The organism is Acuticoccus yangtzensis, assembly GCF_001927245.1.
Taxonomy (GTDB): domain Bacteria; phylum Pseudomonadota; class Alphaproteobacteria; order Rhizobiales; family Amorphaceae; genus Acuticoccus; species Acuticoccus yangtzensis.
Genome location: NZ_MJUX01000004.1, coordinates 299,184 through 318,555, shown reverse-complemented (window position 1 = coordinate 318,555; position 19,372 = coordinate 299,184). Strand labels below are relative to the sequence as shown.

The 19,372-nt window shown below is 69.4% G+C and carries 14 protein-coding genes; 9 read left to right on the top strand and 5 right to left on the bottom strand.

Annotation, left to right across the window (positions count from 1 at the left end; translation table 11 throughout):
- Nucleotides 1-61 precede the first annotated feature (61 nt).
- The 9 genes from BIX52_RS12775 to BIX52_RS12735 all read left to right on the top strand — a co-directional run bounded on the left by BIX52_RS12775 (nucleotide 62) and on the right by BIX52_RS12735 (nucleotide 12,908).
- Entirely contained in the window at nucleotides 62-1,321 is a 1,260-nt protein-coding gene (locus BIX52_RS12775; RefSeq protein ID WP_157956254.1) for a metal-dependent hydrolase family protein, read from the top strand.
- 299 nt (nucleotides 1,322-1,620) lie between these two features.
- Nucleotides 1,621-2,880, top strand: coding sequence for an aminotransferase class V-fold PLP-dependent enzyme (locus tag BIX52_RS12770; RefSeq protein WP_075221446.1), 1,260 nt, complete (start codon nucleotides 1,621-1,623; stop codon nucleotides 2,878-2,880).
- The gene (locus BIX52_RS12765; protein WP_075221445.1) at nucleotides 2,877-3,866 is read left to right on the top strand and encodes an ABC transporter permease; all 990 of its coding nucleotides are present in this window, start codon (nucleotides 2,877-2,879) and stop codon (nucleotides 3,864-3,866) included. The genes BIX52_RS12770 and BIX52_RS12765 overlap by 4 nt, the downstream gene beginning before the upstream one ends.
- Nucleotides 3,863-4,825, top strand: coding sequence for an ABC transporter permease (locus BIX52_RS12760; protein ID WP_205647813.1), 963 nt, complete (start codon nucleotides 3,863-3,865; stop codon nucleotides 4,823-4,825). The genes BIX52_RS12765 and BIX52_RS12760 overlap by 4 nt, the downstream gene beginning before the upstream one ends.
- A gap of 155 nt (nucleotides 4,826-4,980) precedes the next feature.
- Nucleotides 4,981-6,528 (top strand): ABC transporter substrate-binding protein, encoded by a 1,548-nt coding sequence (locus BIX52_RS12755; RefSeq protein ID WP_075221594.1) that lies wholly within the window; start codon nucleotides 4,981-4,983, stop codon nucleotides 6,526-6,528.
- An 87-nt stretch (nucleotides 6,529-6,615) separates the two neighbouring features.
- The gene (locus tag BIX52_RS12750; protein ID WP_075221444.1) at nucleotides 6,616-8,706 is read left to right on the top strand and encodes a hydantoinase/oxoprolinase family protein; all 2,091 of its coding nucleotides are present in this window, start codon (nucleotides 6,616-6,618) and stop codon (nucleotides 8,704-8,706) included.
- The gene (locus BIX52_RS12745) at nucleotides 8,703-10,736 is read left to right on the top strand and encodes a hydantoinase B/oxoprolinase family protein (protein WP_075221443.1); all 2,034 of its coding nucleotides are present in this window, start codon (nucleotides 8,703-8,705) and stop codon (nucleotides 10,734-10,736) included. The genes BIX52_RS12750 and BIX52_RS12745 overlap by 4 nt, the downstream gene beginning before the upstream one ends.
- Before the next feature lie 7 nt (nucleotides 10,737-10,743).
- Nucleotides 10,744-11,862, top strand: a complete 1,119-nt coding sequence (locus BIX52_RS12740; RefSeq protein WP_075221442.1) for a 2-aminoethylphosphonate--pyruvate transaminase — start codon at nucleotides 10,744-10,746, stop codon at nucleotides 11,860-11,862.
- A gap of 8 nt (nucleotides 11,863-11,870) precedes the next feature.
- Nucleotides 11,871-12,908, top strand: a complete 1,038-nt coding sequence (locus BIX52_RS12735) for a C-terminal binding protein (protein WP_075221441.1) — start codon at nucleotides 11,871-11,873, stop codon at nucleotides 12,906-12,908.
- A gap of 141 nt (nucleotides 12,909-13,049) precedes the next feature.
- On the opposite strand, the gene BIX52_RS12730 is transcribed toward BIX52_RS12735, so the two are convergent.
- The 5 genes from BIX52_RS12730 to BIX52_RS12710 form a co-directional block, all read right to left on the bottom strand.
- Nucleotides 13,050-14,855 (bottom strand): ABC transporter ATP-binding protein, encoded by a 1,806-nt coding sequence (locus BIX52_RS12730; protein ID WP_245803191.1) that lies wholly within the window; start codon nucleotides 14,853-14,855, stop codon nucleotides 13,050-13,052.
- A gap of 14 nt (nucleotides 14,856-14,869) precedes the next feature.
- On the bottom strand, nucleotides 14,870-15,784 hold the full coding sequence (locus BIX52_RS12725) for an ABC transporter permease (protein ID WP_083660215.1): 915 nt from the start codon (nucleotides 15,782-15,784) through the stop codon (nucleotides 14,870-14,872).
- On the bottom strand, nucleotides 15,781-16,722 hold the full coding sequence (locus BIX52_RS12720; protein ID WP_075221439.1) for an ABC transporter permease: 942 nt from the start codon (nucleotides 16,720-16,722) through the stop codon (nucleotides 15,781-15,783). Before BIX52_RS12720 ends, BIX52_RS12725 begins: the two co-directional genes overlap by 4 nt.
- A gap of 244 nt (nucleotides 16,723-16,966) precedes the next feature.
- A complete protein-coding gene (locus tag BIX52_RS12715; RefSeq protein WP_245803190.1) occupies nucleotides 16,967-18,523 on the bottom strand; it encodes an ABC transporter substrate-binding protein in 1,557 nt (518 codons plus the stop codon).
- Between the two features lie 56 nt (nucleotides 18,524-18,579).
- Nucleotides 18,580-19,293: an SDR family NAD(P)-dependent oxidoreductase gene (locus BIX52_RS12710; protein ID WP_075221438.1), complete on the bottom strand. Its 714-nt coding sequence runs from the start codon at nucleotides 19,291-19,293 to the stop codon at nucleotides 18,580-18,582.
- Nucleotides 19,294-19,372: the final 79 nt, after the last annotated feature.

Sequence of the window (19,372 nt, the reverse complement as noted above, 5' to 3'; positions counted from 1 at the left end):
GGACCCTCCGATGGCCCATGTGCCTCACCCTTTTGCCTCCCCGGCACGCACGCGTCTCACCGTGATCCGGGCCAACATATTTACCGCCACCGGCGACAAGCCTTTTTACGGCGCCGTGCTGCTGGCCGGTGACCGCATCGCCGCCGTGGGTGCGGCGGACGAGATCGGCCACCCGGACGGCGCCCGGCTGATCGACGCGCCGGGCCGCACGCTGATCCCCGGCCTCATCGATGCGCATGTTCACCTTGCCTATAGTGGTGCGGCCACCAAGGCCGCCTTCCGCAACGAGCATGCGGAATTGTCCTACCCCGCCATCGCGCTGCGGGCCGCCGGCTATGCGCGGGCCACGCTGGACCACGGCATCACCGCCGTGCGCGACATGCACGCGCCGGGCGGCGTCGTCATCGACCTGCGTGATGCGATCGAGGCGGGGCAGGTGGATGGCCCGCGCATCAAGGCGTGCGGGCGCGGGCTGACGGTGACGGGCGGCCACATGGACCAGCCCGGCTGGGGCGACCAGACGCACTTCGAGGGGCTGACCCAGCCTTGCGACGGGCCGGACGGGTTCCGGCACGGCGTGCGCCAAGAGGTCAAGCGCGGGGCGGACTTCATCAAGCTGAACACCTGCGGGCCGGCCTATGGCGGGCCTGGCGCCTGGTGCCGGCTGGAGATGGCGGCGGACGAGATCGAGGCGGCCTGCGACGAGGCGCACCGCTGGGGGCTCCACGTCGCCTCGCACACCACCGGGGAGGTGCCGCTGGCCGAAACCATCCGCCGCGGCGTCGACTGCGTGGAGCACGCCCATTTCACGGACGATGCGGTGATCGCGCTGATGGCCGAGCGCGGAACGGTGCTGGTGCCGACGCTCCTCGTCAACGAGCGCAACTTCGAGCTGGACCCGGCTGCGCAGGGGGTGCCGCCGCGTCACTGGCGCTGGCTCGAGGCGTCGCGCGACGCCAAATGGGAGACGCTGGAGCGGGCGAAGGAGGCCGGAATTCGGATCGCCTGCGGCACCGATGCCGGCTTCCAAGTGGCGCACGGCTCGATGTTCTGGCGCGAGTTGGCCTACCTCGTCAAAGGTGGGCTGACACCCGCCGAGGCGGTGACGGCCGCCACCGCGACGAACGCCGACCTTCTCGGCATCGAGGCCGGACGGCTCGTCGTCGGGCGGCTCGCCGATCTCGTCCTCGTCGACGGCGATCCCTTCGCCGACATCTCCATTCTGGGCGATCCGGGTCGTCTGACGGTGTTCAAAGGCGGCCGGCAAATCCGCTCGGGCGGGGGCGGGCACGATATATGCCTTGATCATATGCATGGCTAATTGTTATACAGTCTAACGCATAGACGAAGCGGGTGACCATGATCGCTCCGGCGCCTTCCAGCCTGTCGCACGAGCCGTCCCGCGGCGAACCGTCCTGCGCCGTTGCGGCGAACGGTCCCCGCGAGACGGTGGCCGCCGCGGCTACTCCCGCTTCGGGGGCTCGGGCGGAGGGCGCTCGGGGTGAGGGCGTTCGGGGGCCGGGCGGTCGGCGCCTACTCGCGCAGGATCCAGCTCGTGGGCTGGCGGCGTTGGGCGAGGATGCTCCCGGCGACGATCCGTCCGGCGAGGAAGCGCCAGGGATGGAGGCAGCCAGCGCCACCCCGCCCGGTGCGCCGCCGTCCGGGTCGAACGGTGGCGGAGCGGCGGGCCGCCTCGACGCGCGCCACCTGTTCGCGCTGGAAGAGGGTACGCGCCATCTCAACCACGGCGCCTTCGGGGCGACACCGCTCAGCCTTTCCGCCGAGCAGGCCGAATGGCGGGGGCGGATGGAGGCGAACCCCACCCGCTTCTTCATGACCATCTTGCCCAAAGCGTTGCGCCACGCTGCGGAGGCGGTCGCCCCCTTCCTCGGCACCGAACCGGAGCGGCTCGGCTTCGTCGCCAACGCCACCGAGGGCGTCGCCACCGTGCTGCGGAGCCTCGCGCTCGGGCCCGGCGACCAGATCGTCGTCACCGATCACCAATATAACGCGGTGCGCCAGCTCCTCGCCTTCATGGCGCAGGCGACGGGGGCGGAGATCGTCACCGTGCCGCTCGGCCTGCCGCTGGACCCGGCCGAGGCGCCCGCCGCCATCGCCGCGGCGATCGGCCCGGCCACCCGTCTCGTCATCGTCGACCACGTGGCGTCGGGCTCGGCCGTCACCTTCCCCGTGGCGGACATTGCCGCTTTGTGCCGCGCGCAGGGCGTGCCGCTTCTCATCGACGGCGCCCATGCGCCGGGCCTTCTCGCGCTCGACATCGACGCGATCGACGCCGACTATTATGTCGGCAACGGCCACAAGTGGCTGATGGGGCCGAAAAGCTGCGCCGTGCTCGCCGTCTCGCCCTCCGCCGCGCCGGTCCACCCGCTGGCGATCTCGCACGCTTTCGGCCAAGGCTTCGCGGCCGAGTTCGACAAGCAGGGCACGCGCGACATGTCGGCCGCGCTCACCCTCCCGTCGGCCATTCGACTGCACGAGGCGCTGGGCGGGGAGGACCTGCGTGCCGCGAATCGCGCCCTGGCGCTCGCCGCCGCCACCGACACCGCGCGCGCCATGGGCACCGGCCTCGGCGCCACCCCGTCCGCGTTCCAGTCCATGGTGACGATCGGCCTGCCGCGCCCGCTTCCGGCGACGCGCGAGACTTTCGCCGCGCTGTCGGCCCACCTGTCGGAGAACCACCGCACCGAGGCCGCCTTCACAGCCATCGCCGGAACCGTGTGGCTGCGCATCTCGGCCCAGGTCTATAACACGTTCGAGGACTATGAGGGGCTCGGCCCGGCGGTGGCCGAAGCGGTCGCAGCCGCCGCCGAAGCCGCCGAAGCCGCTGCCGCGAAGGCGGCCGGGCAGGGGGCGGGATGATCGTCTTCCTCCTCCAGCGCGTCGGTCAGGCGCTCGTCGTCGTCTTCACGGTGATGGTGCTCGCCTTCCTGATGTTCCGCTTCCTCGGCGATCCGCTGCTCGCGATCCTCGGTGCCAACTCCACCGGCATCCAGCGCGACGTCCTGCGCGCCGAACTCGGCCTCGACCGCTCCCTCGTCATCCAGTTCGCCGACTATGTGTGGCGCACCGTGCAGGGTGATTTCGGCCTCTCCTACCGGCTCGGCACCCCTGTCGCGCGGGTCCTGGCCGAACGCGCCCCCGCCACCATCGAGCTCGCCGCGACGGGCATGATCCTGGCGCTCGCGGTCGGCATCCCGGCCGGCATCTATGCCGCGCTCCATCGCGGACGCTTCGGCAGCCATCTGGCGCTGGCGGTGTCGCTGGTCGGCATCTCCATGCCGTCCTTCTTCATGGGCCTCATTCTCATCTGGATCTTCTCGGTGAAGCTCGGCTGGCTCTCCTCCTTCGGCCGCGGCACCGTCACCGATCTCGGCGGCGTTTGGACGACCGGCCTCCTCACGGCGAGCGGCCTCAAGGCGCTGATCATGCCCGCCATCACCCTCTCGGTGTTTCAGATCGCGATGATCATGCGCCTGGTGCGCGCGGAGATGCTGGAGGTGATGCGCATGGATTATATCCGCTTCGCCCAGGCGCGCGGCCTCTCCTCCCGCTCGGTCTACGTCAACCACGCGCTGCGCAACACGCTGGTGCCGGTCATCACCGTGGCGGGGTTGCAGCTCGGCTCGGTCATCGCCTTCGCGGTGATCACCGAGCAGGTGTTTCAATGGCCGGGGCTGGGGCTTCTCTTCCTGCAGTCGGTGGCGGCGGCGGACGTGCCGTTGCTGGCGGCCTACCTCATCCTCATCTCGGTCTTCTTCGTCCTCATCAACCTCGCCGTCGACCTCGCCTATTACGCGATCGACCCGCGCCTTCGCGCCGACGTGGCCGCCGGGGGGCGCGCGTGAAGGGCGCCTCGGCCGCCGCCCCGGTCCGGCGTCCGCGCACCGGCCCCGTGGCAGCGCTCGCCGGCGCGGCGCGGAGCGACGTGGTGCGCGACCTTCTGCGCAGTCCCGTGGCGCTGCTGTCGCTCCTCGTCGTCGTCCTCTTCATGGTGGCGGCGGCCTTCCCCGGCCTCGTCGCCCCGCACGATGTGCGCGATCTCTCCTCGCTCGACTTCTCCGACGCGTTCCGCCCGCCCGCCTGGCTGGAGGGCGGCTCCTGGTCGCTCCCCCTCGGCGGCGACGACCAGGGGCGCGATATCCTCTCCGCGATCATCTACGGGCTCAGGATCTCGCTCTTCGTCTCCATCGCGGCGGTGGCGTTGTCGCTCCTCATCGGCGTGGCGCTCGGCCTCCTGGCGGGCTTCCGCGGCGGTGTGTGGGACGCCATCATCATGCGCGTGGCGGACGTTCAGCTCACTTTCCCAGCGATGCTCGTCGCCGTGCTGTTCGACGGGGTGATCCGCGCAGCGCTCGGCCAGGGCGCCCACGCCACCTTCGCCGTTCCGGTGATGATCCTCGCCATCGCGCTCGCCGGATGGGTGCAATATGCTCGCACCATCCGCGCCGCCACGATGGTGGAGGCGCGGGCCGACTACGTGGCCGCCGCGCGCATCATCGGCCAATCGTCCGGCTTCATCCTGTTCCGCCACATCCTGCCCAACGTGATGACGCCGGTCTTCGTGCTCGCCACCATCCAGCTCGCGGTGGCGATCATCCTGGAGGCGACGCTCTCCTTCGTCGGCCTCGGCCTGCCGCCGACGCAGCCGTCGCTCGGCACACTGATCCGCGTCGGCAACGGCTATCTCCTGTCGGGCGAATGGTGGCTCGCCATCTTCCCCGGCCTCGCGCTTCTCATCCTCGTTCTCGCGGTCAACCTCTTCGGTGACTGGCTGCGCGATGCCCTCAATCCCCGGCTGCGATGATGTCCGTCGCACCGTTTCTGCCCCTCGAACGGACCGAAAGGACGCCCATGAGCGGACGACCCCCCATGACCCTTCGCACCGGAAAGACCCTTCGCACCGGAAAGACCCTTCGCACCGGAGTGACCCGTCGCGCTGCCCGGCGTGCGAGCCTGCTGATGGGCGCAGCCGCGCTCACCCTGCTCGCCGGGGCGGCGAGCGCGGATACCCTGCGCATCGGCGCCCAGGCCGACGCCGGGACGATGGATCCGCAGGCCCAGAACATCCAGACCACCATCACCGTGCTCTCGTGGATCTACGAGCCGCTGGTGACGCGCGACGAGAACATGGCCAAGGCGCCGATGCTGGCGACCGCCTGGGAGCAGACCGACGACACCACGTGGCGCTTCACCCTGCGCGAGGGCGTCACCTTCGCCGACGGTGCGCCCTTCACTGCCGACGACGTGAAGTTCACCATCGAGCGGAGCCAGGCGCCGAGCTCGCAATTCTCCGGCTACACCGCCGGGCTGACGGTGAACGTGGTGGACGACCTCACCGTCGACGTCGTCACCCCGAAGCCCGATCCGCTGCTGCCGGACCGTCTCGCCAACATCCCCATCATGGACAAGGAGTGGACCGAGGCGAACGGCGCGCTCACCCCGCAGGACCTGAAGTCCGGCGAGGAAAGCTATACGGCGCTCCACGCCAACGGCACCGGCCCTTATGTGCTGGAAAGCCGCGCGCCGGACTCCAAATCCGTCTTCACCCTGCGTGACGATTATTGGGGCGAGATGGCCGACGATATCGAGACGATCGAGTTCAACCCGATCGCCTCGGACCCCACGCGCATCGCCGCGCTCCTGTCGGGCGAACTCGACCTCGTGATCGACGTGCCGAGCCAGGCCGTCGCGCGGCTGGAGGCTTCGCCCGGCATCAAGATCGAGCAGGTGGACGAGTTCCGCACCATCTTCTTCGGCTTCGACCTCGCCAATGACGATCCGCAATATGTCGAGGCGGAGGGCAACCCCTTCAAGAAGAAGGAGGTCCGCGAGGCGATCTCCTACGCCGTCGACCGCGATGCGATCGTGAAGACGGTGATGCGCGGCCTCGCCTCCAAGACGAACCAGATCCTGGCGCCGAAGAACAACGGCTACCTCGCCGCCAACGACGAGGCGCCCGCCTACGACCCCGAGAAGGCGAAGGAACTCCTCGCCGAAGCCGGCTATCCGGACGGGTTCGCCTTCACCCTCGACTGCCCGAACAACCGCTACATCAACGACGAGCAGGTGTGCCGCACGCTGGTGACGATGCTGTCGCGCATCGGCCTCGACGTGACGCTGAACGCCATGCCGCGCGCCCAGTATTTCCCCAAGCTGTGGGAGCGCGATACCTCCGCGTTCATGATGGGCTTCAACAGCCCGTTCGCGGACGGCATGTATGCGTTGGAAACGATGCTGATGAGCCGCAACGACGACGCGGGCGAGGGCATCTACAACTACAACCAGTACGCCAACCCGGAGCTGGACGCGAAGATCCGCTCCGCGCGTGACGAGCTGGACGCGGCCAAGCGCACCGCCCTTATGGAGGAGATCTTCAGCGAGATCACCGACGAGGTGCTCTACGTGCCGCTCTACAATCAGGTGCTGGTCTACGCCATGAAGGATACCGTCACCGCCCCCGTCCGGCCGGACAACTGGCTCGAGATCCGCTGGGTGACGATGGACTGACGGCCACGTCGGACGAACGGCCCTCGGGTCCCCCGTCCGCGCGGCCCTCTGCGCGGACACCTCTCCCACATCGCTTGAAAGGCCGTCATGAGCGACGCCTCCTACCGCATCGGCATCGACGTCGGCGGTACGTTCACGGACTTCGTCCTCGCCCACCGCACCCGCGCAAGCCTCGCCTTCCACAAGGAGCCGAGCGTTCCGGGTGATCCGTCCCTGGCCGTGGAGCGGGGCCTCGCCGCGCTGTTCGCCTCTCATGGGGTCCGCCCGGACGAGGTGGAACTGATCGTCCACGGCACCACCATCGGCCTCAATGCGATCATCCAGCGGCGCGGGGCGCGCATGGCCCTCGTCGTCTCCAAGGGCAACCGCGACCTCCTCGAGATCGCCCGCCTGCGCCTGCCGAGCTCCTACGACTTCACCGTCCCGCGCGAGGCGCCGCTTGTCCCGCGCGACCTGGTGTTCGAGGTGTCGGCGCGCATGCGGTCCGACGGCAGCCTCATCACCCCGCTGGACCCCGCGGAGGTGGACGCGCTCGCCGAGCAGCTCGCCGCCGCCAAGGTGGACGCCGTCGCCGTGGTGCTCCTCAACGCCTACCGCGATGCCTCGCTGGAGCTGGCGCTGGCCGAGGCGCTGGCACCGCGCCTGCCGGACGTTCTCGTCACCTCGTCCGGCACCATCTGGCCGGAGGTGCGCGAATATGAGCGCGGCCTCGTCGCCGGACTGAACGCCTACATCCACCCGCTGATGACGCGCTATTTCGACCGGCTGGAGAGCCGCGTGGCGGGGAAGGGCGTCACCGCGCCGATCTACATCACTGCCAACAACGGCGGCACGCTGAGCCTCAAGACCGCGCGCGAACGGCCGATCGACACCGTTCTGTCCGGCCCGGCGTCGGGCGTCGTCGCCTCCACAAAGGTGGGCGGGGCGGGCGGCCGCGCCAAGCTCGTCACCTTCGACATGGGCGGGACCTCCGCCGACATCGCCGTCTGCCAGGCGGGCGTGCCTGAGTTCACCACCACCACCTTCGTCGGTGATTTTCCGCTGATGATGCCGGTGGTCAATGTGGGCGCCATCGGGGCGGGGGGCGGCTCCATCGTCTGGGTCGACAAGGCGGGGCTCCTCAAGGTCGGCCCGCTGTCGGCGGGCGCCGATCCCGGCCCCGTCTCCTACGGCCGCGGCGGCACCGAACCCGCCATGACGGACTGCTACATCACACTCGGCATCATCGACCCCGCCACCTTCCTCGGTGGCCGCATGGTGCTCGACGTCGCCGCCGCCAGGGCCGCGCTGGAGGGGATCGCCGACACGCTGGGCTATACCGGGGCACCCGGCGGGCCGGACCGCGCCGTGCAGGCCGCCACCGCCGCCGTCGACGTCGCCAGCGCCAAGATGGCGACCGAGATCACCAAGCTCCTCGCCACCGCCGGCGTCGACCCGCGCGACTTCGCCCTCGTCGCCTATGGCGGGGCCGGGCCAACCCACGCCAGCCTCCTCGCCGAAGAGGCGCAGATGGGCACCGTCCTCGTCCCCACAGCGCCCGGCACCTTCTGTGCGCTCGGCGCCATCCTGGCCGACGTGCGGCGCGACTATGTGCGCACCGCCCGCCACACCATCGGTGCCGTCGCGCCCGGCCGGTCCGGCTGGCCCGCCATCGCCGCCATCATCGACGAGCTGGAGGCGGAGGCGCGCGCCTGGCTCGCCACCGAAGGAAACCTCGTCGGCGAGGCGGACGTGTCGGTGTCGTTCAACCTTCGCTACGGCTGCCAGGCCTACGAGATCGAGATCATCGTGCCCCCCGCCGAGCGGGACGGGATCGACGAGGCCGGCATCACCGAGCGCTTCCACGCCGAGCATGACCGCCTCTACGGCTTCCGCGAGGACGAAACGCCCATCGAGACCGCCACGGTGCGCCTCGGCGTCATCGGCCGCGTCGCCCCCGTGGCGCTCCCCGAACCTGATGCCGCGACGCCCGAGCCGCGCGGCCACCGCCCGGTCTGGCACCGCGGCGCCCAGGTGCGGGCCGCCGTCTACCAGCGCGCCGACATCGGCCGCGGCGCGGTGATCGCCGGGCCCGCCATCGTCGAGCAGCTCGACACCACAACCTTCGTGCTTCCCGGCTGGCGCGCCGTCGCCGACCGCCTGGGCACGCTGCACCTGTCGCGGGAGGCGGCGCAATGAGGCTCGACCCCGTCCTCGTCGAAATCATGTCCCACAAGGTGACGGCCATCGCCGAGGAGATGGCGATCGCCCTCCAGCGCACCGCCCGCACCACCTACGTGAAGGAGGCGGGCGACTTCGGCACCGCGCTCGCCACGCCGGACGGCCACTTCTTCGCCTATCCCAAGGTGATGGGCGTGTCCGGCTTCCTCGACAGCAACGTCGGCCCGACCCTGTCGCGCGTGCCGGACCTTCGCCCCGGCGACGTCGTCATCACCAACCACGCCTACCTGTCCGAGGGGCTGGCGACCCACATGCCGGACCTCCATTTGATCCGGCCGATCTTCCACGACGGGACGATCGTCTGCCACGCCTGGGACTTCATCCACTCGGCCGACATCGGCGGCGGCGTGCCGTCCTCCATCTCGCCCCGCTTCTCGGACAATTTTCAGGAGGGGCTGCAGATCCCGCCTCTGAAGCTCGTCAAGGAAGGGGTGATGAACGAGGACGTACTGGCCCTCTACCGCGCCAACTGCCGCACGCCCGAAGTCAACCTCGGAGACATCAAGGCGATGCTTTCCGCGCTCCTGGTGGGCGAGCGGCGGGTGAAACAGCTCATCGCCCTGCACGGCGTCCAGACCTTCCTCGACGCGCAGGCCGACCTCGGCGAGGTCGCCGCGCAGAAGGCGCTGGCGGTGCAGAAGATGATCCCGGACGGGTCCTGGACCTTCTGGGACCTGATGGACGACGACTACAATTCCAAAGTCCCCATCCGCGTCCGCTGCACCTTGACCGCCAAGGACGGCCATATCCATCTCGACTTCACCGGGTCGGACCCGCAGGTGCTGTCGGCCTACAACATCCCCACCGGCGGCCACCGCCACCCGTGGCTGACCTTGAAGCTGATGCATTTCATCTTCAGCCACGACAAGACGATCCCGCTCAACCACGGCATCTTCGAGAACATCACCGTCAACGCCCCGCGCGGCTCGGTGATGAACCCGGCGCCCGGCGCGGCCGTCGGCATCCGCTCCGCCACAGCGATCCGCCTCAACGAGGCGCTGGTCGGCGCGATGTCCTCCGCCAAGCCCGGCGTGATGCCTGCGGCGAGCGGCGGCATCATGATCCCCGCCGTCCTCGTCGAGGAGGACGAGCGCACGGGTGACCGCCGCGTGATGGTGCTGCAATCCCTCGTCGGCGGAACCGGCGCGCGTGACGGCGCCGACGGGGTCGACGGGCGCGATTCCTCGCTGGCCAACCAGCGCAACACGCCGATGGAGAAGACCGAGGAGGAGGCCGAGGCGATCATCACCGAATACGCGCTGCGCCCCGACTCGGGCGGCGCCGGGATGTGGCGCGGCGGCACCGGAGTGGTGTTTCAGGTGAAGATCGCCAAGGCGGGCAGCGCGGTGCTGGGCCGCGGCATGGAGCGGTTCGTGTTCCGCCCCTGGGGCATGGCGGGCGGCCTGCCGGGCGAGAAGGCGCGCGTCGTCCTCAACCTCGGCACCCCGGACGAGCGGGACCTCGGCAAGCTCGACATCTTCCACCCCGAGCCAGGCGACACCGTCACCATCATGACCCCCGGCGGGGGCGGCTATGGCGACCCGCTGGAACGCCCCATAGCCATGGTGGTGGAGGACGTGCGGCTCGGCTACGTCACGCCGGACGCCGCCTGCCGCGACTACGGCGTCGTCATCATCGACGGCGAGCTTGACGAGGCGGAGACCGAATCCGAGCGCGCCTCGCGCCGCGCCGACCGCGACGACGACGAGCCCGTCGCCGCCTTCGGCTTCGGCCCCGAGCGCGCCGCCTGGGATGCGCTGTTCGACGACGCCACCATGGTGGAGCTGAACGCGGCGCTGATGGCGCTTTCGCCCGGCCACCGCCCGCTGCGCCGCCGCGCTTTGTTCGAGGCGGTGGTTCCGCGCCTCGCCGAGGCCGGTCCTGTGCCGATGGACGAGGTGATCGGCGACCTTTCCGCCGCCCGCGCGCGGCTCGATACCGAGATGAATAAGCTCCGCGCCGCCCTTTCGGCGACGGATGCGGCATGAGGGACGGATGACGAAACCCGAGAAACGCTACCTACTGACCCCCGGACCGCTCACCGTCCCGGCCGAGATCAAGGCCGAGATGCTGACCGACCACAGCCCCAACGCGGCGACGCACCAGGGCATGACCCGCGCCATCCGCGCCTACATGCTGGAGCTGTGCAACGGCGCCGCCACCCATGAATGCGTACCGCTTCAGGGCAGCGCCACCTACGGCGTCGAGGCGGGGCTGCACACGCTGGTCGACCGCGAGAAAAGCCGCATCCTCGTCATCGAGAACGGCTTTTACGGCAAGCGCCTGACCGAGATCGCCACCGGCGCGAGGTTCGACGTGACCACGCTGCAGCTTCCCATGCTGCCGCTGCCGACCGAAGCCGACATCGAGGCCGCATTGGCCGCCGATCCGGCGATCACCCACATCATGATCTGCCACGCCGAGACCGGGACCGGGGTGCTCAACCCCGTCGCCATGGTGGCCGAGGTGGCCAAACGCCATGGCAAGCTCCTGATGGTGGACGCGGTCGCCTCGTTCGGCGGATTCCCGCTCGACGCTGCGGCGATGGACGTCGCCGCCATCTTCATCTCCCCCAACAAGTGCCTGGAGTCCGTGCCGGGCGTGGCGCTGGTGGTGGCGCGGCGGGATCTGCTGGAGGCGTCGGCCGGTCGCTCGCCCTCCGTGGTGCTCGACCTTCACGCCCAGTGGGCCTTTCTGGAGGCCAACGGCTTCTGGCGCTGGACACCGCCGACCCATGTCGTCGCCGCCCTCGCCAAGGGGTGCGAGCGGCACCGCGCCGAGGGGATGGAGGCCCGCGCCGCCCGCTACCGCGCCAACTGGCGCCGCCTCGTCGACGGTCTGCGCCAGCGCGGCTTTCAGACACTGCTGCCCGACGATGTGGCCGCGCCGATCATCGCCACCATCGTCGACCCCGAAGACCCGGCCTATTCCTTCCCCCGCTTCTACGAGGCGATGGAGAAGCGCGGCTTCATCATCTTCCCCGGACGCCTGACCGCCGCCGGCACATTCCGCATCGGCTGCATGGGCGACCTGGGCGAGAGCGACATGACTCTGGTACTCGCTGCCATTGACGAATCCCTCGCCGAGATCGGCGTGGCCACCGAACCTGCATGAGTGCCTCCATGACCCGCATCGCCATCATCGACCCGCAATTCGATGGCACCCCCGACATCGAGCTCGACGAAGCCGGGGCAGACACAGAGTTCACCATCCTGCGCCCCGGTTACGACCCCGTGGACCCCGCCGCGCTGGACGGTGCGGACGCGCTGGTGAACTGCCGCAGCCGCCACTACATCACCCGCTCCCTGGTGGAGGCCTTCACCACGGTGAAGGTGGTGGTGCAGGCCGGTGTCGGCTTCAACCACATCGACCTCGACGCCTGCGCCGAGCGCGGCATTCCGGTCTGCAACACGCCCGACTACGGCACCATGGAGGTGGCCGACCACGCCATCGGCCTGATGCTGGCCCTGTCGCGCGGCATCCCGACCTATGCCGAGCGGCTGTGGACGCGCGACGATGCGTGGGGGACGCACGCCCTGCCGCTGCCCCCGGTGCGGCGCCTTTCGGTGCGCACCTTCGGCGTGTTGGGGCTGGGGCGGATCGGCACCGCCGCGGCGCTGCGGGCGCGCGCCTTCGGCATGCGGATCGTGTTCTATGATCCTTACCTCCCCGCAGGCGCCGAGCTGGCGTTGGGGTTCGAGCGCGCCGCCAGCCTGGAGGCCTTGCTCGCCGAGTCGGACATCGTCAGCGTCCACTGCCCGCTGACGGCCGAGACGACCGAGATCGTGGACGACGCCTTCATCGCTGCGATGAAGGAGGGCGCCGTCCTCATCAACACGGCGCGCGGGGGAACGATGGACCTGTCCGCCGTCGAGCGCGGCCTTCGCTCCGGAGCCCTGTGTGCGGCCGGCCTGGACGTTCTGCCGAAGGAGCCTCTCGACCGCTCCCACCCGCTGATCGTCGCGTGGGGCGCGCGCGAGCCGTGGCTGGACGGGCGCCTGATCATCACCCCCCACGCCGCGTTCTACTCTCCCGAAGGCCTCGCCGACATGCGCCGCCTCTCCACCCGCGCGGCGATGGCGTACCTGACCCACGGCACCGTGCGCAGCTGCGTCAATGCGCGGGAGCTGGAGCGGCACGGCTTTTCGGTCGGGGGCTGAGCCGCCGAGCGGAGCCCCGGCACCTTCGAGAGCGGGACGCTCCGCGAGGGGCTTCCCCCTCGCGCTCCCGTTGAAGTCGCCTGTTGCCGACTTCAGCATTCATGAGACCCTGGAGGCGTTCACAGACCTCAGTCCGTGGTCTCAGTGCTCCATCACGAAGTGCTCGGGCGCGACCTCGATCATGCGGCGCGGTTCAGGCTCGTAGTCGAGCGGGCGAACGGCGCTGCGGATCTCGTCCGTCATCAGACCCTTGCGGGCCTGGCGTTCGGCGGGGTCGGCGATCGGCACCGCCTCGATCAGCTTCTGCGTATAAGGATGGCGCGGGGAGGTGAGGACAGACGCGCGCGGGCCGATCTCCACGATCTCGCCGAGATACATTACCGCCACCCGGTGGCTGATCCGCTCCACCACCGCGATGTCGTGGCTGATGAACACGAAGGCGAGGCCGAGATCGCGCTGCAGATCGAGGAGAAGGTTGACGACCTGCGCCTTCACCGAGGCGTCCAGCGCCGAAACGCTCTCGTCCGCCACCAGCAGCGACGGGTTCAGCGCCAGCCCCCGCGCGATGACGACGCGCTGGCGTTGCCCGCCGGAAAACTCGTGCGGGAAGCGCAAGGCGTGCTCCGGCGTCAGCCCGGCGCGCTGCAGGAGATCGGCCACCCGCGCCTCGGCCTCGGCCGCGCTGCCGAGGCCGTGCACCATGATCGGCTCGCGGATCGACGCGCCGACGGTCTTGCGCGGGTTCAGCGAGCCGAACGGGTCCTGGAAGATCATCTGCATGCGCCGCCGCACGGTGCGCATCTCGGCCGGGGTGGCGGCCATCACGTCGCGCCCCTCGAAGCGGATCGCGCCGGAGGCGGGCTCGATCAGCCTGAGCAGCGAGCGCCCGGTGGTGGACTTGCCGCACCCGGATTCGCCCACCAGCGCCAACGTCTCCCCCTCGCGCACGGTGAAGGAGACATTTTCGACCGCGTGGACCTTGCCCACCATGCGCCCCAGCACGCCACCGCGCACGGCAAAGCGCGTCGTCAGCGCGTCGACGGTGAGGATCGGCGCGCCGCGCTTATCCGGCTCCTGCGGCGGCGGGGCAGGGGCGGCGTCCACGGCCGCCGCCTCGGCCGAGAGGTCGGCGAAGCGGCGCGGCGTCAGCGTGTCGCCGAGGGCGCCGAGGCGGGGGACGGAGGCGAGAAGCATCCGCGTATAAGGCTCGCGCGGGGCGGCGAACACGTCCGCGACCGGGCCTTCCTCCACCTTGTCGCCCTTCAGCATGACGACGACGCGGTCGGCGATCTCCGCCACCACGCCCATGTCGTGGGTGATGAACATCACCGCCATGCCGATCTCCTTCTGGAGGTCGGCGATCAGCGAGAGGATCTGCGCCTGGATGGTCACGTCGAGCGCGGTCGTCGGCTCGTCGGCGATGAGGAGTTTCGGCCGGCACGCCATCGCCATGGCGATCATCACGCGCTGCCGCTGGCCGCCGGAGAAGGTGTGCGGGTGCTGGTCAAATCGGCGCGCCGCGTCCGGGATGCGCACGAGATCGAAGAGCCGAAGCGCTTCCCGCCGCGCATCGCCGCGCGACAGGCCGCGATGGCGCCTCAGCGCCTCCGTCACCTGGAACCCCGCCGTCAGCACGGGGTTGAGCGAGGTCATCGGCTCCTGGAAGATCATGCCGATGTCCGCCCCGCGAACGTCCCGCATCGCCTGATCGGAGAGCCCCGTCAGCTCGGTGTCACCCAGCGTGATGCGGCCCGACAGGCGCGACACGTTCTTTTGCAGGAGCCGCATGATGGACAGCGCCGTCACCGATTTGCCGGAGCCGGACTCGCCCACCACCGCCACCGTCTCCCCGGAGTCGATATGGAAGGAGACGCCGTTGATGACCTGCACCCACCGCCTCTCGGAGCGGAAGGACACGGTGAGGTCGTCGACCGTGAGAACCCGCATGGGCTGCCCCTCCGTCATTCTTCGCCCTTCAGGCGCGGGTCGATGGCGTCGCGCAGACCGTCGCCGAGGAGGTTGAGCGAGAAGACCACGATGAGGATCGCGATCGAAGGGAAGACCGCCAACCAGAACGAATCCAGGATGTTCTCGAAGCCTTCGCGGATCATCCCGCCCCAGGTCGGCGTCGGCGGCGACACGCCGAGGCCGATGAAGGCGAGTGAGGCCTCCACGCGAATCGCCGTGGCGAGGTAGAGCGAGCCCATCACCATCACTTCCGGCAGGATGTTCGGCAGGATGTGCCCCGCGAGCAGCCGCCGGTTCGAGAAGCCGAGCGCGCGCCCCGCCTCCACGAACTCGCGTTCCTTCACCGCGATCGTCGGCGCGCGGGCGATCCGGGCGAATTGCGGGATCGCCGTCACCGAGATGGCGACGATGAGATTCTCGATCGACGGCCCCAGCATGGCGACGATGAAGAGGCCCAGGATCAGCGACGGGAAGGCGAGCAGGACGTCCATGATCTGCATGAGGATGACGTCGAGCGCGCCGCCATAATAGCCGGCGATCATGCCGATCGTGGTGCCGACCACCAGCGCCAGGCCGATCGCCAGAAGCCCGATGGTGAGCGAGATCTGCGCCCCGTAGAGGATGCGCGACAGCGTATCGCGGCCATAATAGTCCGTGCCGAACCAGTGCGCCTCGGACGGCGGCTTCAGCCGGAACAGGATGGACTGGTCGATCGGGTCATAAGGCGCGATCCACGGGGCCAGGATGGCGAGGAGGCACACGGTCAGGAAGATGCCGAGGCCCACCCAGGACGTCTTGTTGGCGTTGAACGCCTTGAAGAGGCCGGTGCCGAACGCCGACAGGGTGCGCCGCGCATAGGCCAAGCGCGAGGCGGGGCGGGCGGCGGGGCCGAGGTGAGGCGCGCTCATTGATATTTGATCCTCGGGTCGATCAGCCCATAGACGAGGTCGGTCACGAGGTTCACGAGGACGACGATCAGCGTGTAGATGACCATCATCCCCTGCAGCATCGTATAGTCCCGCTGGTTCAGCGCGCCGACGATGAGCTTGCCGAGCCCCGGCCGGTTGAAGACGATCTCCGTCAGCACCGAGTTGCCGATGAGGTAGCCGAGGTAGAGCCCCACGACCGTCACCACCGGGATCAGCGCATTTCTGAGACAGTGGCGCCAGACGATGACCGCGAAGGCGAGGCCCTTGGCTTCGGCGGTGCGCACATAGTCCTGGTTCAGCACCTCCAGCATGGCCGAGCGGGCGACGCGGGTGATGTAGGCGGCCATGATGAGGCCGAGATTGATCGCCGGAAGGGCGAGGTCCGACGCGCGGTCCGCGAAGGTCGTCCCCCGGCCGGACGAGATGACCGGGAACCACCTCAGCTGAATGGCGAAGGCGATGAGGAGGAGGATGCCGGACACGAAGGCCGGCAGCGACAGCCCCAGGAGCGACGTGATGCGGATCACGTAGTCGGTGAACTTGTTGCGGCGCAGCGCCGACCAGATGCCGAGCGGGATGCCGAGAACGGTGCCGATGACCAGCGAAACGAGGGTCAGCTCGATGGTGGCGGGGAGGACGTTCAGCACCTCGTCGATCACCGGGCGGCCGGACACCAGCGAGTTGCCCCAGTCGCCGACGATGACGCCGCCGAGGAACTCGAAATATTGCACGATCATCGGCTGGTCGAGGCCGAGCCGGGCGCGCAGGCTCTCGATGGAGGCCTGGCTCGCCTGGTCACCCAGGATGATCAGCGCCGGGTCGCCGGGCAGCACCCGCACGATGAAGAAGACCACCGTCAGGACGCCGAACAGCGTCACACAGGCGAAGCCGAGCCGCTTGAGGATGAACGCCGTCATGAGGCGCGGTGTCCGCTCGTCGTGCGGCGCTGCGCAGAGCGGCGCGGCGGCGTGACGGCGGTGCGGCAGATGGCGCGGGCCGTGGGCGTCATGAGGCGGTCTCCATCGCGGGCCGTCGGGCGCAGCCGCGGGCGCGCCGCGGCGGAACGGTCAGGCGGGGGAAGGCGGCGGGAACCACCGCCAAGGACCCCGCGCGAATGGGAGACGGCGCTCACCGTCCCCCGTCCGCGCGAGGCCGGGACGACTACTCGGTGAAGTGCGCCTTCTCCGTCACCGCAGGCGACAGGTTGAGCGAGCCGGTCATCTCGTAGCCGAGGTCCAGCGTGTCCTTCCACGCCCAGAGCTGCAGGTTCTGGTAGATCGGCACCGCGCACACCTCCTCGGCGATCTTCTGCTGTGCCGTCGCCCAGAGCGCCGCCTGCGCTTCGGGATCAGTCTCGGTCCGGGCCGCCTCGATCTCCTCGTCGGCCACCGCGCAGTGGGAGAAGTTCGTAACGGCGGTGGGGGTGCCGACGATGGAGTCGGAGTGGAAGAACTGCGTCAGGTACACGTCCGCCACGGGGAAGCGGGCGGCCGAGTAGTGGACCACCTGGCTGGCGTCCTCGCGGATCTGGCTGTGGAAGGTCGCGTGCTCGACCGTCTGGATCTCCATGTTGATGTCGGCCTCGCGCAGCAGCGCCTGAATGGCCTCCATCGTGGTCAGCATGCCCGGCAGCGTGGTGTGGATCGCGTTGATGGTGATCCCGTCCGGATGCCCGGCCTCGGCCAGAAGCTCCTTCGCCTTCTCCACCGAGAATTCGTAAAGCGGCACGTCGTCCGTGTAGCCGAGATAACCCTCCGGCACGACGGACACGGACGGCAGCGTCACGTCCGCGCCCTTGAAGGCCACCATGGTGTCGCGGTCGATGGCGTGGGCGATCGCGCGGCGCACGCGGATGTCGTCCAGCGGCGGCATCGTCATGTTGAGGTGGATGACCGACATTTCGCCCGGCACCATCACGGCGACCTTGGTCCCCGGCACCTGGCTGATGCGCTCCACCCACGTCTGGTCCTGGCGGCCGTAGATCATGTCGATCTCGCCCGCCTGGAAGGCGAGGTCGCGCGCAGCGTCCGACGGGATGTAGCGGTAGTTGATCTCTTTGATCGCCGGTTCGCCGCGGAAATATTCCGGGTTCGCGACAAGGCGCACGAACTGCTGCGGCTGATACTCGGCGAACATGAACGGGCCGGTGCCGATCGGGTTGGTCTTGAAGTCGTCGCCCAGCGCCTCGACCGCGTCCTGGCAGACGATGTTGCCGCCATGATAGGGCACGAGCAGGCCCAGCAGCGAGGGGATCGCGTGCGCCAGCGTGATCGTCACCTCATAAGGCCCCGTCGCCTCGATGGAGGTGAGCGGCGTGTAGTCCTTGGCGAAGGACGACGTGTCCGGGTTCGCGGCCCGCTTCAGCGAGTAGACCACGTCTTCGGCGTCGAGGTTGCCGTAGTCGCCGTGGCACTCCACGTCCTCGCGCATCTTGAAGACCCAGGTGAGGCCGTCCTCGGACGTCTCCCAGCTCTCGGCGATGTCGGGCTCGATGAACTCCGGGCTCGCCTTGCCGGGTTCGATGCGCACGAGGCCGCTCATCATCCAGTAGAGCAGGCCCTTGTCCGGCGTGGTGGTGGCGACGTGCGGGTCCAGCGTTCCGGCATCGGCGGTGCCCATGCCGATGTTCAGGGTGTCGCCCGCGGCCTCAGCGCCGGTGCTCAGACTGGTGGCGACGAGAAGGCCCGTCAGGCCTGCGAGAATGGCTTTTGTTGTCACGCTTACTCCTCCTTCAAAACTGTTCGGGTCGTGGTGGTGGCCCGGTGCGGATGAACTCAAAACAGGTCTTCCAGGCGGCAGTTGACGAGCATTTCGGCCATCACCGCGGTGTTCGGCAGGGCGATCGCGGTGGCCATCAGCTCGGCAAGGTCGTCGGGTTGGATCATCTCCTCGCGCGCCACCTTGGTGACGCCGGCGGTGAGGTCGGTGGCGACGAAGCTGGGGCAGATGGAGGTGGCGCGCACGCCGTCCTCCCAGCCGATGCGCCGTGTGCCGTGGGTGAGGGCGATGAGGGCGTGTTTGGTCATCGCGTAGGCGATGTTGTCGTTCTTCACCCGCTTGCCCGACAGAGAGGCGACGTTGAGGATCCGCCCCGCGCCGGTCTTGCGCAGATGCGGCAGGACGAGCCGCGTCATGTAGAGCGGCCCCTTGATGTTGATGGTCAAGAGCTGGTCGAGGTCGGCGTCCTCGCCCTCTTCGATGCTGAAGCGGTTGGAGGTGCCGGCGTTGTTCACCAGCGCGTCGATCCGGCCGAACTTCGCCAATGTGGCGTCGACCCAGGGCTGGTAGGTGGCGCGGTCCTCGGCGTCGAACCGGGCGGCGAGGAGGCGGTCCGGCGCCGCGTCCGGCAGCGCGGCGGCGACCTTGGCGGCATCGCGGGCGGCGGCGGAGACCGCGTAACCCTTTGCGAGCAGCGTTCGGGCGAGGGCGAGGCCGATGCCCCGGCTCGCGCCCGAGATCATGACGACGCGGCCGGCCGGATCAAGCATGGAAACCGTCCGCCGCGATGGTGCGGCCGGCGGGCGGACGCGGACGGCGCGGCAGATGCGGGATCGTCAGCGGCGGCGG